This is a genomic window from Klebsiella grimontii (assembly GCF_042137965.1).
Classification (GTDB): Bacteria; Pseudomonadota; Gammaproteobacteria; order Enterobacterales; family Enterobacteriaceae; genus Klebsiella; species Klebsiella grimontii.
In genome coordinates, this window is record NZ_CP169721.1 from 3,695,387 (window position 1) to 3,712,433 (window position 17,047).

At 55.3% G+C, this 17,047-nt stretch carries 11 protein-coding genes; 4 read left to right on the forward strand and 7 right to left on the reverse strand.

Annotated features, from left to right (window positions below; genetic code table 11):
- Nucleotides 1-291: 291 nt before the first annotated feature.
- From pncB to ACE3MN_RS17460, 4 genes are all read left to right on the forward strand, one after another.
- Complete coding sequence (pncB, locus tag ACE3MN_RS17445; protein ID WP_024360063.1) at nucleotides 292-1,494, forward strand: nicotinate phosphoribosyltransferase; 1,203 nt, start codon at nucleotides 292-294, stop codon at nucleotides 1,492-1,494.
- A 303-nt stretch (nucleotides 1,495-1,797) separates the two neighbouring features.
- A complete protein-coding gene (gene asnS, locus ACE3MN_RS17450; protein WP_102650048.1) occupies nucleotides 1,798-3,198 on the forward strand; it encodes an asparagine--tRNA ligase in 1,401 nt (466 codons plus the stop codon).
- Between the two features lie 591 nt (nucleotides 3,199-3,789).
- Entirely contained in the window at nucleotides 3,790-4,875 is a 1,086-nt protein-coding gene (locus ACE3MN_RS17455) for a porin (RefSeq protein ID WP_064342411.1), read from the forward strand.
- Between the two features lie 187 nt (nucleotides 4,876-5,062).
- Nucleotides 5,063-6,253, forward strand: a complete 1,191-nt coding sequence (locus ACE3MN_RS17460) for an amino acid aminotransferase (RefSeq protein WP_004137615.1) — start codon at nucleotides 5,063-5,065, stop codon at nucleotides 6,251-6,253.
- Between the two features lie 60 nt (nucleotides 6,254-6,313).
- On the opposite strand, the gene ACE3MN_RS17465 is transcribed toward ACE3MN_RS17460, so the two are convergent.
- From ACE3MN_RS17465 to cmoM, 7 genes are all read right to left on the reverse strand, one after another.
- Nucleotides 6,314-6,961: an MBL fold metallo-hydrolase gene (locus ACE3MN_RS17465; RefSeq protein ID WP_004871622.1), complete on the reverse strand. Its 648-nt coding sequence runs from the start codon at nucleotides 6,959-6,961 to the stop codon at nucleotides 6,314-6,316.
- Between the two features lie 13 nt (nucleotides 6,962-6,974).
- Entirely contained in the window at nucleotides 6,975-7,526 is a 552-nt protein-coding gene (locus ACE3MN_RS17470; RefSeq protein WP_004130967.1) for a YcbK family protein, read from the reverse strand.
- Nucleotides 7,527-7,824: 298 nt separating this feature from the next.
- The gene (gene ldtD / locus ACE3MN_RS17475) at nucleotides 7,825-9,618 is read right to left on the reverse strand and encodes a L,D-transpeptidase (protein WP_102650049.1); all 1,794 of its coding nucleotides are present in this window, start codon (nucleotides 9,616-9,618) and stop codon (nucleotides 7,825-7,827) included.
- 183 nt (nucleotides 9,619-9,801) lie between these two features.
- Nucleotides 9,802-14,250: a chromosome partition protein MukB gene (mukB, locus tag ACE3MN_RS17480; protein ID WP_024360065.1), complete on the reverse strand. Its 4,449-nt coding sequence runs from the start codon at nucleotides 14,248-14,250 to the stop codon at nucleotides 9,802-9,804.
- A complete protein-coding gene (gene mukE, locus ACE3MN_RS17485; RefSeq protein ID WP_004100725.1) occupies nucleotides 14,250-14,954 on the reverse strand; it encodes a chromosome partition protein MukE in 705 nt (234 codons plus the stop codon). Before mukE ends, mukB begins: the two co-directional genes overlap by 1 nt.
- Entirely contained in the window at nucleotides 14,935-16,257 is a 1,323-nt protein-coding gene (mukF, locus tag ACE3MN_RS17490) for a chromosome partition protein MukF (RefSeq protein WP_024360066.1), read from the reverse strand. Before mukF ends, mukE begins: the two co-directional genes overlap by 20 nt.
- A 3-nt stretch (nucleotides 16,258-16,260) precedes the next feature.
- On the reverse strand, nucleotides 16,261-17,040 hold the full coding sequence (gene cmoM, locus ACE3MN_RS17495; protein WP_004871632.1) for a tRNA uridine 5-oxyacetic acid(34) methyltransferase CmoM: 780 nt from the start codon (nucleotides 17,038-17,040) through the stop codon (nucleotides 16,261-16,263).
- Nucleotides 17,041-17,047: the final 7 nt, after the last annotated feature.

The window sequence follows — 17,047 nt, forward strand, 5'->3', positions numbered from 1 at the left end:
GTCTATTCCTGTTGCGCAAATCTCGCTATGCAGAATCTTCATCTTTTCAATGCTAAACATGAAAATTGCTACATTTTGATAACACAAGAGGCACGAAATGCGCTCGACCAGGCGCAAAGCTTGTGGTGTGATGCGTGTTCAATATATTAAACTAGGCCTCGCAAATGACCGTCAGCGTCGCCATCAGCCGTCGCCGCGGGACAGAGTCGGGTATTACAGGTATACTCCGCCTCCTTTTTACCGCTTTGGTTTTGATGGAAACGCTCCAGTGAGAGGATGCTACTGCGCACCATGACCCAATTCACTTCTCCTGTACTGCACTCGTTGCTTGATACGGATGCCTATAAGCTGCACATGCAGCAGGCTGTCTTCCACCGCTACAATGATGTACAGGTTGCGGCGGAGTTCCGCTGCCGTGGGGATGATTTGCTCGGCATCTACGCCGATGCGATTCGCGAGCAGGTTGAGACGATGCGCGACCTGAGGCTACAGGACGATGAATATCACTGGTTGTCGAGCCTGCCCTTCTTTGCGCCAGACTATCTTGAGTGGCTACGCAGCTTCCGCTACGACCCGCGCCAGGTTACCGTCATTAATGACAACGGCAAGCTGAATATCCGCCTTTCCGGGCCCTGGCTTGAAGTCATTATGTGGGAAGTCCCGCTGCTGGCGGTGATAAGCGAGTTGGTGCATCACTATCGCTCGCCGGAAATCAGCGTCAATCTCGCGCTGGACACGCTCGAGCATAAGCTAACTGACTTTAACCGCCTCACGGCTGATATCGATATGTCGGGCTTCCGCCTGATGGATTTCGGTACCCGCCGCCGCTTCTCGCGCGAGGTGCAGCAGGCCATTGTTCAGCGTCTTCAGCAGGAACCCTGGTTCACCGGCACCAGCAATTACGATCTGGCGCGTCGTCTGAATCTGACGCCGATGGGAACCCAGGCGCACGAATGGTTCCAGGCGCATCAGCAGATCAGCCCGAACCTGGCAAGCAGCCAGCGCGCGGCCCTCGCGGCCTGGCTGGAAGAGTATCCCGATCGGCTGGGGATTGCCCTGACCGACTGCATTACGATGGATGCTTTTCTGCGCGATTTCGGACCGGAATTCGCGACCCGTTATCAGGGACTGCGCCACGACTCCGGAGACCCGGTCGAATGGGGCGAGAAGGCTATCGCCCACTACAAAAAGCTGGGCATCGACCCGCTGAGCAAAGTGCTGGTATTTTCCGATAATCTCGACCTGACAAAAGCGCTTGATCTCTATCGCCACTTCTCCTCGCGGGTGAATCTGAGCTTCGGTATCGGTACGCGTTTAACCTGCGATATTCCCCAGGTGAAGCCGCTGAATATTGTTATCAAGCTGGTGGAGTGCAACGGTAAGCCTGTCGCTAAACTCTCTGACAGCCCGGGTAAAACAATTTGCCACGACAAAGCGTTCGTCCGCGCTCTGCGCAAAGCCTTCGATCTGCCGCCGGTTAAAAAAGCCAGCTAGGTCATATAAAGACAAAATGCGTCCGCCAAAACGGACGCATTTTTATTAGCCTCCACTTATCATCCCGAGACTTTATCAAGCGTTAAGAATCCCGTTCGCCCTGCATGGGATAATCGCGATGAACGAATCCCTCTTAATATCAGGCTCTCCCGCAGCAAAGAAGGCGATCTCCTTATTTATTTCCTAAAAGCCCCCTTTCTTGTGCGAAATCTACTTGTCTGATGGAAGATGACAGGTAACATAGATATCCCCCTGCTGAAGGGGAATACAGATTTTTCTATTGGACTAACAAGAGAGACTATTATGAGCGTTGTGCCTGTAGCCGACGTACTCCAGGGCCGCGTTGCCGTTGACAGCGAAGTCACCGTGCGCGGATGGGTGCGTACCCGCCGAGATTCTAAAGCTGGCTTTTCTTTCCTCGCCGTCTATGACGGTTCCTGCTTTGATCCTGTACAGGCCGTTATTAGTAATTCTCTTCCCAATTACAATCAGGAAGTCCTGCGCCTGACTACCGGCTGCTCGGTCGTGGTAACCGGCAAAGTCGTTGCGTCTCAGGGACAGGGCCAGAGCTTTGAAATCCAGGCCAGCCATGTTGAAGTCAGCGGCTGGGTGGAAGATCCGGATACTTATCCGATGGCGGCTAAACGCCATAGCATTGAGTATCTGCGTGAAGTTGCCCACCTGCGTCCGCGCACCAACCTGATTGGCGCGGTGGCGCGCGTTCGCCATACGCTGGCGCAGGCGCTGCACCGTTTCTTCGACGAGCAGGGTTTCTTCTGGGTTTCTACTCCGCTGATTACCGCTTCCGACACTGAAGGCGCCGGCGAGATGTTCCGCGTTTCAACGCTGGATCTGGAAAACCTGCCGCGCAACGACCAGGGCAAAGTCGATTTCGATAAAGACTTCTTCGGCAAAGAGTCGTTCCTGACCGTTTCCGGCCAGCTGAACGGCGAAACCTATGCCTGCGCGCTGTCTAAAATCTACACCTTTGGCCCGACCTTCCGCGCGGAAAACTCCAACACCAGCCGCCACCTGGCGGAGTTCTGGATGCTGGAGCCGGAAGTCGCCTTTGCTAACCTGAACGATGTGGCAAGTCTGGCGGAAGCGATGCTGAAGTACGTTTTCAAAGCCGTTCTCGAAGAGCGCGCTGATGACATGCAGTTCTTTGCCGAACGGGTTGATAAAGACGCTATCGACCGCCTGCAGCGTTTCGTTTCCGCTGATTTTGCCCAGGTTGATTACACTGACGCGGTCACCATTCTGGAAAATTGCGGTAAGCAGTTCGAAAACCCGGTGTACTGGGGCGTGGATCTCTCCTCCGAGCACGAACGCTATCTGGCGGAAGAGCACTTTAAAGCGCCGGTTGTCGTGAAAAACTATCCGAAAGATATTAAGGCGTTCTATATGCGCCTTAACGAAGACGGTAAAACCGTCGCCGCTATGGACGTCCTGGCGCCGGGCATCGGTGAAATCATCGGCGGCTCCCAGCGTGAAGAACGCCTGGACGTGCTTGACGCGCGTATGGCGGAAATGGGCCTTAATAAAGAAGACTACTGGTGGTATCGCGACCTGCGCCGTTACGGCACCGTGCCGCACTCCGGTTTCGGTCTGGGCTTTGAACGTCTGATCGCTTACGTGACCGGCGTGCAGAACGTTCGTGACGTCATTCCGTTCCCGCGGACCCCGCGTAACGCGACATTCTGATTTTTTTCTGCAATTTTTGTCAAAGGCCAGCGCAAGCTGGCCTTTTTTTATGTCAATTTACGTTAACGAATATCAGGAAACTTAAACATCAACCGTCATGATTCACAATTATGTTACGCACTATTTCATTAGCGACCGCTAATTAAAACCGCACCTTTTGTTCATAAACTGGCAAACATGCTGATTATATTGCTCGTTTTTTAACCACACGCAGCACAACTTGCAACGACAAGATTTGAATAAAAATAAAGCAAAATGCAGATGCAAAATGCGTAAACCCTCTCTTATCTAAATTAATCATAATTAATTCATATAGATATATAAAGGAAGGTGATTTTGTCAGCAAATACGACCGGAATGTTGATTGAGTTCACAAAGTTCCCAAAAATACATATTTGGTTACATAGAATTTCCTTTTGTTACTCATATGAGATATTGGTAGCATTTTCAGGCTAGCGAAACGTTGTTCTGAATGGAAAGATGCCTCCAGACACCAAACTATCATCAATAGTTCCGTAAATTTTTATTGACGAAACTTATTGGCGGCAGTGGCAAGTGTTCATAAAAAAATATAAATGAGGGTAATAAATAATGATGAAGCGCAAAATTCTGGCAGCGGTAATTCCTGCCCTGCTGGTAGCCGGTGCAGCTAACGCTGCAGAAATCTATAACAAAAACGGCAACAAACTGGACTTCTACGGGAAAATGGTTGGCGAGCACGTTTGGACCACCAACGGCGACACCAGCAGCGATGATACCACTTACGCCCGTATCGGCCTGAAAGGCGAAACCCAGATCAACGATCAGCTGATCGGCTACGGTCAGTGGGAATACAACATGGATGCGTCCAATGTTGAAGGTAAACAGACCACCAAAACTCGTCTGGCTTTCGCAGGCTTAAAAGCCGGTGAATATGGTTCATTCGACTACGGTCGTAACTATGGCGCCATCTACGACGTCGAAGCGGCAACCGACATGCTGGTTGAATGGGGCGGCGACGGCTGGAGCTATACCGACAACTTCATGACCGCGCGTACCAACGGCGTTGCAACCTACCGTAACTCTGACTTCTTCGGTCTGGTTGACGGTCTGAGCTTCGCGCTGCAGTACCAGGGTAAAAACGACGCTTCTAGTCGTGATGTTAAGAAACAAAACGGCGACGGCTTCAGCACCGCGGCAACCTACGCGTTTGACAACGGCGTTGCGCTGTCTGCTGGCTATGCGAACTCCAACCGCAGCGGCGATCAGAAAGCTGACCGTCAGGGCGAAAAAGCTGAAGCATGGGCAACCTCCGCTAAATATGACGCGAACAACGTCTACGCTGCGGTCATGTACTCCCAGACCTACAACATGACGCCGGAAAACGAAGGCAACTACTTCGCTAACAAAACTCAGAACTTCGAAGCCGTCGTTCAGTATCAGTTCGACTTCGGCCTGCGTCCGTCCATCGGCTACGTACAGACTAAAGGTAAAGACCTGCGCTCTCGCGCTGGCTTCTCCGGCGGCGATGCTGACCTGGTTAAATACGTCGAAGTGGGTACCTGGTACTACTTCAACAAAAACATGAACGTCTACGCTGCGTATAAATTCAACCAGCTGGACGACAACGATTACACCAAAGCCGCTGGCGTTGCGACCGACGACCAGGCCGCAGTGGGTATCGTTTACCAGTTCTAATCTGCAGTACACCCCTTCGTGATATGCCTAAAAAGCAGGACTTCGGTCCTGCTTTTCTGCTTTCCTGAGAGGAAGATCGTAACTTTCAAAAACCTTCTCGCTTTTTGTCGCAAACGGTTGGCAATTAACATAACTCCCGTTAACCTGATAGCGGATTTCCCTTCAGTAATCACAATGGAACCTCGTCATGTTTGAGAACATTACCGCCGCCCCTGCCGACCCAATTCTGGGCCTGGCCGATCTGTTTCGTGCCGATGACCGCCCAACAAAAATTAATCTTGGAATTGGTGTTTATAAAGATGAAACGGGTAAAACACCGGTCCTGACTAGCGTGAAAAAAGCAGAGCAGTATCTGCTGGAAAATGAAACCACCAAGAACTACCTGAGCATTGATGGTATCCCCGAATTTGGTCGCTGCACCCAGGAGCTTCTGTTTGGGAAAGGAAGCGCAATTATCAATGATAAACGCGCTCGCACCGCCCAAACGCCGGGCGGTACAGGCGGCCTGCGCGTCGCCGCCGATTTCCTGGCGAAGAACACCGATGCAAAACGTATTTGGGTGAGCAACCCTTCCTGGCCGAACCATAAAAGCGTATTTAATTCAGCCGGCCTGGAAGTTCGCGAATATACCTATTACGACGCCGCTAACCACAAACTCGACTTCGACGGTCTGCTGGCCAGCCTGAACGAAGCCCAGGCCGGCGACGTGGTGCTGTTCCACGGCTGCTGCCACAACCCTACCGGTATCGATCCGACGCTTGAGCAGTGGCAACAGCTGGCGCAGCTGTCGGTAGAAAAAGGCTGGCTGCCGCTGTTTGACTTCGCCTATCAGGGCTTTGCCCGCGGTCTGGAAGAAGACGCGGAAGGCCTGCGCGCTTTCGCTGCGCTGCATAAAGAGCTGCTGGTTTCCAGCTCCTACTCGAAGAACTTTGGCCTGTACAACGAGCGCGTAGGCGCCTGTACGCTGGTTGCCGCGGATCAGGAAACGGTAGACCGCGCGTTCAGCCAGATGAAGTCCGTCATTCGCGCTAACTACTCTAACCCACCGGCTCACGGCGCCTCGGTAGTGGCGACGATTCTCAGCAATGACGCGCTGCGCGCTATCTGGGAACAAGAGTTGACCGACATGCGTCAACGCATCCAGCGTATGCGCCTGCTGTTCGTGAATACCCTGCAGGAAAAAGGCGCCAGCCGCGATTTCTCTTTCATCATTCAGCAAAACGGGATGTTCTCGTTCAGCGGTCTGACCAAAGAGCAGGTATTACGTCTGCGTGAAGAGTTCGGGATTTACGCGGTGGCGTCCGGACGTATAAACGTCGCCGGTATGACGCCTGACAACATGGCGCCGCTGTGCGAAGCGATTGTCGCCGTGCTGTAACCTCAAGCTCAGGACAAACAAAAGGCCGCATTTGCGGCCTTTTTTACATTCTGGCTCCGGTCACCAGACCGGCATTTCATCCTGCAGGAAAGGGTTATGCAGACGCTCATAGCCAAGCGTCGACATAGGGCCATGGCCAGGAATAAACGACACGTCATCGCCCAGCGGCAATAGTTTGCGTTTAATCGCATCGATCAGTTGATTATGGTCGCCGCGAGGGAAGTCGCTACGCCCTACTCCGCCTTTAAAAATCACATCGCCGGAAATCAGCAGTCGGCAAGCCGGATCAAAGAAGACTACGTGCCCCGGCGTATGGCCAGGACAGTGCAGCACCTGCAGGGAAATATTCCCCACGCTAACCGCATCGCCTTCGTTCAGCCAGCGATCGGGCTGCAGCGGCTGACAGTCTTCAAGACCAAACATCCGGCTCTGCGCCGGCAATCCTTCCAGCCAGAACTCATCTTCTTTTTCCGGACCAATAATCGGCACACCATAATGCTGCGCCAGCTCCGCCGCCGCGCCAACATGATCGAGATGACCGTGCGTGAGCAGAATCTGCATCAGGCTAACGCCTGCCGCCGCGACTTCCTGTTTGATTCGCTCAGCGTCACCGCCGGGATCGACCAGCGCCGCCAGTTTGGTTTGTTCACACCAGATTAAAGAACAGTTCTGCGCGAACGCGGTAACCGGAATAATACGATAGTTCATGAGGCTCCTTTCGTTACCAGTGCCGTACCGGCCCGGTATCAATATGCACAAAGTTGCTACGTGGGTAGTATCCTACACCACCTGTGCGCATAGATAACGCCGCTTTGCGAACATTGCTTAACGAAATGCCTTCAATATGGAAATCCATCGCCTGGCCTTTAGTGTGGTAGCTGTGTTTCGCCACCCCTCGGCTGCGGGCGCGAAGCTCATTATTGGTATCAACAGAACGATAACCGGAAATAAGCTGGACAGGCTTGTTGGTGCCAAGTAATCCCTGCAAACGATAGAGTTGATCGAACAAACCGGGATCGATGGATTTAATCTTATTCGCGCGATAGTCGCGGAAAAAATGATTAAGTCTTGCTAATTCATCCTGAATATAGCCTCTGCCATCGAAAAACTCCGCCTTGAGTGATTCACCAGTATGCAGGTTGTTCAGCGTCAAAATACGCGGTCGGGGGGTCGAGAGGGTGGCAAATGCCGGCGCAGGCAGAATGGCAGCAGCACCGAGCGCGGCTCCACCTAACGCCAGCAGTTTGCGGCGATTAGCGTCAAATTTGTCCATGATAATCAGGTCTACAGGTAAATGAATCGTAATATACTTTTCCCGCAATCCGCCCGTTAGCCGCCAGCGCGCTCGCTCCCCTAAGGCTAATCAATATCAGCTATGGAGAATGGGCTGCTTACCGCCACAACGCCTTTGCAGGATTATATGTATATGCACTTCTGGCGCACGAAGGGCACCTTACCGGGCATTATTGCCAACGTCAAGGTAGCCTAACCCCAGTAAACTCGGGCCTTGCAGCATGCCAGGCCCGTTTTCACACACAGATAGGACAACCAAATCCGTTGAACTACTTCATTTATCTGATTAATTGTTCAGCTTTAGGCAATATTTGTGCGCTGGATCGCGCGGTGAGATCGTAATTGTAAATATCTGTTCGATATTGTGTACGTCCATCAGCGCCGACAAACGCGGTCAAATAATAGAGATTAACCGGGATATTCTGGCGAATATTAACGTAGCGGGTGTTTCCCTGTTTAAGCGCATCTGAAATACGCGCGTCATTCCAGCCAGCATCCTGCAGTAGCATATTCGCCAGCTCAGAGGCTTTATTGACGCGTACGCATCCGGAGCTCAACGCACGCCCATCCCGCTGGAACAGATTGTGATTTGGCGTATCGTGCAAATAGATAGCGTCCGAGCTTGGCATATTGAATTTATAGCGCCCCAGCGAATTGCGCGCGCCGGGAGCCTGCTGGAAGCGGAACGGCAGATTCGATGCGGTTATCGTTTCCCAATCGACCTGATAAGGGTCGATTGTCTCTTTGCTATTCCAGCCGCGCATCATCGTATAGCCGTGCTGCTCAAGGTAGCCTGGGTTATTGCGCACCTTCGGCAGAATATCGTTGCGCGCCAGCGTCGGCGGCACGTTCCACGGCGGGTTGACCACGACATTGTTCAGGGCGCTGCTCATCATCGGCGTTTTACGGTCCGGGCGACCAACGATAACCCGCGATGCCAGCACCTGGCTACCGCCCTGGTAATAGACCAGCGAAAAGGCGGGAATATTCACCATGATGCCGGTCGCCAGATTACCCGGCAGCAGGCGCAAACGCTGAATATTCAATGCCAGCACGCCGGCGCGCTGCGCGGGAGAAACGTTGAGCCAGTCGCGGGTCGCCTGACCAATCACACCGTCAGCGCCCAGCCCCTGCCAGGCCTGGAAGCGCTTAACGCCCTCGACTAACTGGCGATCGTAAACGCCGCGGCCGCTGTTTTTGGCCTTTTTCCCGGCAGATGGGCTCACCACCTCATCGCCCGGCAAAGCAATCTTTGCCGATTCATCCAGCATACCGGTGCGCTGTAAAATTTCGCGCAGCGCGCCGGCATCATTGCTCCATTCGCCCGGGCGCAGCGACGTCTTGCTGGTAAGCTGCGGCCATGGACGGGAATCGGCAACCTGCGCTAATAGCGCCTGATGCATTGCGGCATACTGCGGATGCTGCGGGGCGAGCCCGGCAATAAACTGCGGCAGCGAACCGTTATCCAGCGCCACCTGCCACTGGTTAATGACCGACAGAGGCGGCGTCGACATCGCATACGGTTTGGTGCCGTACAGCCAGCGGTTGCCCTGAGTCGGAATACCGCTAATAAAATGCAGATAGCCCATCATGGCGTCAGAAAGAACAACATCCCGCGCCAGACCGTTCACTGCCGGGTCGGTCAACAGCTCAACCCAGGTGGTGAACTGCGGCTGGAAACCGGCGATAGCCACTTCAGCCAGCTGCTGTTGAAACGCCTGCACCGCCTCGCGGTTATCCCACATCGGTTTCATATCCCTGGCCGCATACAGCGATACCAGCGGATTCATAAATACGGGTTGATAACCGGTCGGCAGCACCGCCTGAATATCGGCACGGCTTTTTGCCGCCGCCTCGGCTGGAAGCGCCTGCTCGCCGGTCATTTTGGCGACCGCCGCAGATTGGTTTGCGCTTTGGCTCAGCGCAGAAGAAAGCTCGCTGATGGCGGTAGCGCTATCCGATGGTACCACTTCAGGCTCTTCGGCCTGGACATTGAACAGTGGAGCAAATGCAAAAGCCAGGCTCAGACTGAGCGCGGACAATTGACGACCATACCGTTTCTTTAGCAACATCCCTTGCCCCCTGTTAACACATTGCTGCCCGCTAAATTGGGGCTTACTTTCAGTATATGAAGACGAAAACGCTTTTGCCTTCCCAAATGTAAAGAAGTTAAAAGATTATACAATCCTAAAATACAGGAACGGATAACAAAAAGGGCGACATCGCGTCGCCCTTTGGCTGGTTATTATACCACCCTATGAAGCATTTGCCGTTCCCGGCAGCGTTTCGGGCAGCTGCGGCGCGAAGCCACGCAGACCGACGACGTGCACGTGCTCGTGATTATTCACGACCTTACGCACAAGCTTATAGGTGGTGCCTTTTTCCGGACTGATATTTTCCGGCGCCGCGATAATCAGCTGCATCTCCAGACGATCGCAGAGCTCGAACAGCGTCGCGATAGAGCGGGCATCCAGACGCGCCGCTTCATCAAGGAACAGCAGACGACACGGCGAAATGTCCTTACCGCGCAGGCGCGAAGATTCATCTTCCCAGCTCTGTACCACCATCACCAGGATCGACATCCCGGTACCGATAGCCTCACCGGTCGATAGCGCACCGGATTCCGCGCGCAGCCAGCCGTCGGAACCACGGTTAACTTCCACTTCCATCTCCAGATAGTTGCGGTAGTCCAGCAGCTCTTCGCCGATGGTCTGCGGCGTACGCTGCCCCATATCAATCTGCGGATTCAGGCGCTGATACAGCTTCGCCAGCGCTTCCGAGAAGGTCAGACGATTGCTGTTGAACAGATCCTGATGCTGTTCATGCTGTTCAGACAGCACGTCCAGCAGCATCGAGTGGGTTTCCCGCACGTTGACGTTCAGACGCACGCTGTTAACCTGGCCGAAGGAGACGCTCTGCAGCCCCTGGTTGAGCATGCGAATACGGTTTTGCTCGCGCTGGATAGTCTTGCGGATAATATTGGCCACGCTGCGGGAGCTGATGGCCAGCTTCTGCTCGCGGTTGGTCAGCTCTTCCGTCAGACGGCTGAGTTCGATCTCCATCTGCTCAATCGCTTCCACCGGATCGTCGGTGCGGATGATATCCTGGCGGATACGCTCGCGCAGATGCTGATACACGGCGACAAAGAACTGGATTTTGCGTTCCGGGCGTTTCGGATCTTCAGAAATACGCAGCACATCGCGCAGATGTTCGTTATCCGAGACCGCCAGACGCAGCGCGCCGAGCGCCTTATCCGACATGGAGCGCAGCTCATCTGCAGACAGGTAAGCCAGCTCGCGACGATGCAGGCGACGCTCCACGCCGTTGTCTTTCACCAGGCGCATGACCGCGCACCAGCCCGCTTTGGCGCTGACCACCTGTTCGCGCATTTCGCAGTAATCGCGCTCCAGCTTGCGCAGTCTGCGGGTCAGGTTATCCATTTCCGCTTCGCAGAAGGTCAACGCTTTCTCAAGTTGATTGCGGCGCGCGCGGTTGTTGCTGAGCTGAGCGTGGAGCTCATCGCGGCGCAGACGGGCGCGCTCTTCGGCGCCGGCGTCGGCGCGTACGCCAATATCCTTAAGCTCTTTATGCAGGTCGTTGAGCAGCTCTTTTTTGGTGTCATACGAACTTTTCAGCGATGCCAGCACCTGATGGTACTGATTGAGCTGCGCGGCGTGGGTACGCAGCGCGTCGCGGGTGCGGGCACGTTCCGCTTCCGCCTGCTCCAGGCGATGGCGCAGCTTCTCGTTCAGATCGCTATTACCGCTGAGCATCTCTGCGGAATCAGAGTAGCTAAAGTGGGCGCGACGCTGCACCACTTCGGTCAGCGCAAACGCCTGCTGACGCGCGTCGCGCTGGGTCTGCTGCGAATACGCATAGTCTTCTTTCAGCTGTTCAAACTGCTCCGGGTCGCTCTGAAGAACGGAAACGATCGGCTCCAGCTTTGCCAGCTGATTGCCGTGCTGCTGTACGAAGCGCGCGGCTTCCTGCGCTTCGTCAAGGCGTTCCTGGATTTCATCCACGCGATCGGCCAGCGAGTCGTCGGCCAGTAGATTCAGACGCGGCAGCAGGCGGTTGAGGGCGGATACCCCCTCTTTGGCCTGCTCATACTGCGCCCGGTTCTGCTGGTTATCGCTCTCATGGGCAGTCAGCGCCCGCTCCAGTTCGCCGCGACGCGTATTCAGTTTGCGGATTTCCTCTTCCGGGTCGTCCTCAAAGGCCACCGCCAGATGGTTGCCGATAAAGCGGCTGAACGCCTGATGCAGGCGCTGGGTTTTCTGCACATCAAACGACAGCGTCGCAAAACGCTCGGACAGGCTTTCGCGCTCGGCGTGCAGGGTTTCAACACGGCTTTCGCGGGCCGCGCGGCCAAACAGCGGCAGCGTCGGGAAGCGTGAATAGCGCCACTGGCGATCGGCAATCTTCACGACCACCGCTTTTTCCAGCTCATCGACGCTGAATACGCTGTCATCAAACGACTGCGGATCGCCTTCGATCAGGTAGAGATCTTCGGGACAATCTTCAAGACCTTCGAGCTGATCGGCAATCAGCGACAGATCCGGTACCACGATGGCGTGGCGGGAAGGACCGTAGAGCGCGGAGTAATAAGGCGCATCATCGAGACTCACGTCATCGTAGATTTCCGACAGCAGTACGCCGCCAAAACGTTCCGCCAGCGCGTTCAGGCGCTGATCTTCCGAACCGCCCGGCTGGCTAAGACGCTCAATTTCATCATCGATAGCGCGCTTGCGGGCGCCGACTTCATCGCGCTCCACGATAGCTTCGCGTTCACGCTCCAGCAGCTGCTGGAGATATTCGGTGACTTCCTGGCTGGACTCAAACTGCTCGCCGCTCTGCTCGCACAGCTGGTTAAGGCTGTTCTGCGCCGCCAGCCAGATGGGCGCGCGGCGCATCAGCGTTTGCGTCCGCGACTGCAGCTGTTCCAGCTCCTGGCGTAGGGTCATCCGCCGTTCGCTGGCGGAGGAGACGCTGTCGGAAAGCGACGCGATGCGGGCTTCCAGCTCCTGATGCAGAGCTTCCAGCTCATCGATATCGTAGCGTTTGCCCTGCCGCTTACAGAATTCATTGAGCTGGCGTTCGGCGTCCTGCTGTTCACGCAGGCGCTGTTCGAGCTCGGTCAGGCGGCTGCGCAGCCCGTGCGCCTGTTCAGCCTGATGGCGTTGATTAACGCCTTCGCGCAGCAGCTCGCGCGCTACGTTCCAGGCTTCATTACGCGCCAGCGGGCCGTTGATCTCCGCCACCAGCTGGTATGCCTGTTCAAACTGGCTGTGCGCGGTTTGCGCCACGCTCATTTTCTGTTCCAGCGACAGCATTTTTTCCGTCGCTTCCTGCTCTTTCGCCTGGAACGTTTCCAGCCACTCGTCGGCGCTTTCCGGGGTTAAGTCCGGCAGATGGCAGAGGGTTTTTGCCCGCTCCAGCGCCTGCAGCGCCTGGGTGTACTGAATCGCGCGGGTCTGCTGCACGTCCAGCGCCTGCTGGTAGTCGGCAAGCTGGTTTTTCAGCTCATCCACTTCCAGCTCGGCGGCTTCGGCGCGGGCTTCGTTCTCTTCCTGTAGATCAACCGCTTCCGCGACGACTTCATTTTGCTCTTCGAGGCGAATCTGCAGTTCATCAAGATCCGCTTCATAGCGCTCGATTTTTTCCTGCTGGCGCAGCGCGGTCTGTACCAGGTTCAGATGGTCGCTGGCGGCCTGGTAATCGGCTTCCAGATCGCCTTCCGCGCCGTTATGTTCCTGCAGTTCGCGGGCCATATCGACGTGCTTATACTGTTCCGCCGCGAGCTGAGCGCGGGAGGTGAACAGATCCCGGCGATATTCCAGCGCTTTATCGAGATGAATGCGCCGTTCATTGGCGTGACGCATATAGTCGGCGGCAACGTAGTTGGTGGCTTCGCTGATCAGATGCTTGAAGAGATCGCGGTCCGACTGCGTCACGCGGATAGCTTCCAGCGTCATGCGGTTTTCACGCAGCGCCGCTTCCATATCCTGGAACGCCTTACGCACGCCGCTGTTTTCCGGCAACAGGTAGTCGCGCAGCGAGCGGGTAATGGTGCTCGAAATACCGCCGTACAGCGAGGCTTCGATCAGGCGATAGTATTTGCTACGGTCCGAAGCCGAACGCAGGCGACGGGCCACCACGCCCAGGTCAAACATCAGCGAGTGATATTCGGTAATAGAGTTAAACTGCTTAAACTGCACCCCTTCCATCGCTTCGAGCTTATCTTTCAGCTCGTTGAGCGTCACCACGCGCGCCTGGCGCTCGTTAAGGGTTTCGGTCAGCAGCTGGGTTGGCTGGATGGAGGTTGGCAGGCCCTGGATCGCAAACGGCTTGATATCGACTTTACGATCGCGACCGGCCACCTGCTGTAGGCGAACGCCGACCACCACGCGCTGGTGGCGGGAGTTGATCACGTCCAGCACCGAGTAGCAGACGCCAGCGCGCAGCTTACCGTGCAGGCCTTTATCGCGCGAGCCGCTGGTGGCCCCCGCTTCCGTGGTGTTACGGAAGTGCAGCAGCGTCAGGTCCGGGATCAGCGCGGTGACGAAGGCGGCCATGGTCGTGGATTTACCGGCCCCGTTACCACCGGAAAGCGTGGTCACTAATTCATCAAGATCAAAAGTCCGGGCAAAAAAGCCGTTCCAGTTAACCAGCGTTAGCGAGCGAAATTTACCGCGTTCAATCATTACTCTTCCTCCCCGCTATCCGGCTGATTCTCTTCATTCTCATCATTAAGCTGCAGGCGATTTTCCAGCGCCATCGCTTCACCGTCGCGGATCATACGCAGCTGGGCTTCGCGCGGATCGTCACCGGCGCGCACATCGGCGCCGAAGCGAAATACCGATTCGGTGATGCGGAATTTGCTGCTGTCGTGGCCCATAAACCACACCATGCCGAGACGGCGCAGGCGGTTGAGCGAAGCGCGCATTTTTTCCTGCAGTTTCTGGCGATCAAGGTCGGAGCCGGTAGAACGGTTATTGACCAGCTTCAGCAGCTTGGCTTCATCCGCCAGAGTCAGCAGCTCGTCGTAAAGCTCCTGCTGGGTGAAGATGCCTTCATTCGCCAGGCGCTCCGGGCTGAGGTAGAGATAGCAGAGAATTTTGCCCACCATCATATCCAGCTCGGAGAGCACCGAGCGCGGGATCAGCGTGGTCGACCGCGGACGCAGATAGAAAAATCCTTCCGGGGCGCGAATCAGCTCGACGTTGTAGCGAGCATAAAATTCTTCCAGGTAATCCTGAAAATCCATTAAAAATGCGTGATTATCCAGCTCGTCGAGGCCGATATGGCGGCCCGCGCGCAGGGCGCTATCCAGCGCCGGAAATAACGGATTAGCCAACGCTTGCGCCAGTTTAACCGGCATCACTTGTTCAATATTTGTCGATGACATGCGCCTGTACCTTGGCTCCGTAATCATTAATCGGCTGCCATTTTGCCGGCAGTCCGGTGAAATCTGCTTGCGCTACGCCCAAACGTACCGCCTGGTCGACCACAATGCGCGCGACATCAAAGTGGCGTGCGCGCGGATACTGCGACAGATATTCGCGAACCACCAGGCCAAGATCCAGCGGCAGTCCCTTCTCTTTATAGACCACCAGCTGTCCTTCAATCAGCGCCGCCAGCTGTTCGCGAATTTCGTTAAACTCTTCGTACTCCAGATCCGCCGGAAGTTCCCCGGTGACCTCTTCATCATGCAGCGCCATCTCTTCATCGCGCATATCAAGCAGTCGATCGGCATTCGCGTGGGTGAGCGCCCACGGAGCGTCGAAGTAGGTTTGCACCGACTGACGCAGACGCTGCGCGAAGACACGGTTTTTATCCATATCGATGGCGGTACGGATAAATTTATGCACGTGGCGATCGTAGCCGATCCACAGGTCAATCGCCTGCTGGCCCCAGCTGACGATGCGGTCCAGCTTGCTTTGCAGATCGAACACCAGACGATCGATAAAATTCAAATCGTCACGCGCCATGGTCGAATCCTGGATACGCAGCAGGTTTGCCTGCAGCTTATCGCCCGCCGCGTCCAGCGTATCCTGCAGTTCGCGCAGGGTGCCGGAGGTTTCCGACAGCAGCAGCTCACAGCTGGAGATCGCCGCTCGCCAGTCCTTGTTCAGCAGTTGGGCAATATCATCTTTCACCAACTGCTGCTGTTCATCCATGATCCGCTGAGTCAGGTCGATGCTGTCAAAAATTTCCGCTACCGAGTACTTCAGCGGGGCGAAAACGTTACGATGCCAGTGGAACTCATCGCCGCCCTCTTCTGCCGAGTCGGCGGCGCGCTTGAGTTCGCCGGCAACGATGGAGAGCTGCATCGACAGGCGCAAGGTGGAGAACTCACGCTGGCGAATATAGTAGTCGGTGATCCCGATGCCCAGCGGCGTCAGGCGATAAATAGCATTACCCTCGGTGATTTCGCTGGTAAAGCGGTTCAGCAGACGCTGGCGCACCATATCGTTAATGGCATTATTGGCGCGCTGGCTGATGGTTTCGCTGGTCTGCTCAAACGCATCACTCACGTGGCGGAACGCGTCCACCAGTTCTCCCTCGGTCATTTCCCCTTCCATCCGCTCGCCGTTCAGCGTGGCGATCGCCAGCAGAAAAGAGAGTCTGTCGACCGGCAGCGAAATAGAAAAATCATTTTTCCTGGCCCAGGCAACCAGTTCGGGGACTGTCTGGGAAAATTCACTCATAGTTTATCCTTGCATCTGCGGCTTAAGCGCGGTGACGTGAATATAACGGCCTAAGCTAATATACGGCTCCTGGCGACAGTAGCGCGTTTCCAGCTCCAGCAGCGCCGCAAATTTGTCGTGCTGTTGGTGTTTTTCACGCAGATAATCATGAAACACCCGTACGCCTGTCTTACCGGTAATCTGCCAGCCAATCTCTTCCAGCCAGCCGTAAACCTGCTGCGGATCGCGCGGATAGTCCGGCGACAGCGTGCGTTTTTTCTTTTTCGGCATGCCGATTTGCACATAGTCGAGATTTCCGGCGACCATATTGTGCATCAACAGACCGTTAGCATTGTAGAACATCAGCGACAACGCGCCGCCGGGACGCAGCATCGCCCACAGCGTACGCAACATCGCCTGAGGTTCGGCTACCCATTCCAGCACCGCATGAAACAGTATCAGATCGACCGGACTTTCCAAATGCTGCTCAATATCCTGAGCCGCGCATTGTACAAAATGCATGTTGTCGATCACACCTTTATCGGCAGCCGCCTGCCTGGCGCGAGCCACCATTTCACCGGAAAGATCGCATAACGTGACGTGATGGCCCATTTCCGCCACTTTGATCGCCGTCTGTCCCTCGCCGCCGCCCGCGTCAAGAACTCGCAATGGCCCAGGCCCCAGCTGGTTCAGCAGCGGTTGCAGATCCTGCCAGAGGATCGCCTGCCGCAGCTGGCCTTTGGTGGTGCCATATATATTGCGCGAAAACTTTTCAGCAATATCATCGAAATTACGATCCTGCACGGGTGAC

What these genes read in the sequence shown, in the direction of transcription:
- pncB (WP_024360063.1), top strand. Translation starts at nt 292, where the DNA reads ATGACCCAATTCACTTCTCCTGTACTGCACTCGTTGCTTGATACGGAT.
- asnS (WP_102650048.1), top strand. Translation starts at nt 1,798, where the DNA reads ATGAGCGTTGTGCCTGTAGCCGACGTACTCCAGGGCCGCGTTGCCGTT.
- ACE3MN_RS17455 (WP_064342411.1), top strand. Translation starts at nt 3,790, where the DNA reads ATGATGAAGCGCAAAATTCTGGCAGCGGTAATTCCTGCCCTGCTGGTA.
- ACE3MN_RS17460 (WP_004137615.1), top strand. Translation starts at nt 5,063, where the DNA reads ATGTTTGAGAACATTACCGCCGCCCCTGCCGACCCAATTCTGGGCCTG.
- ACE3MN_RS17465 (WP_004871622.1), bottom strand. Translation starts at nt 6,961, where the DNA reads ATGAACTATCGTATTATTCCGGTTACCGCGTTCGCGCAGAACTGTTCT.
- ACE3MN_RS17470 (WP_004130967.1), bottom strand. Translation starts at nt 7,526, where the DNA reads ATGGACAAATTTGACGCTAATCGCCGCAAACTGCTGGCGTTAGGTGGA.
- ldtD (WP_102650049.1), bottom strand. Translation starts at nt 9,618, where the DNA reads ATGTTGCTAAAGAAACGGTATGGTCGTCAATTGTCCGCGCTCAGTCTG.
- mukB (WP_024360065.1), bottom strand. Translation starts at nt 14,250, where the DNA reads ATGATTGAACGCGGTAAATTTCGCTCGCTAACGCTGGTTAACTGGAAC.
- mukE (WP_004100725.1), bottom strand. Translation starts at nt 14,954, where the DNA reads ATGTCATCGACAAATATTGAACAAGTGATGCCGGTTAAACTGGCGCAA.
- mukF (WP_024360066.1), bottom strand. Translation starts at nt 16,257, where the DNA reads ATGAGTGAATTTTCCCAGACAGTCCCCGAACTGGTTGCCTGGGCCAGG.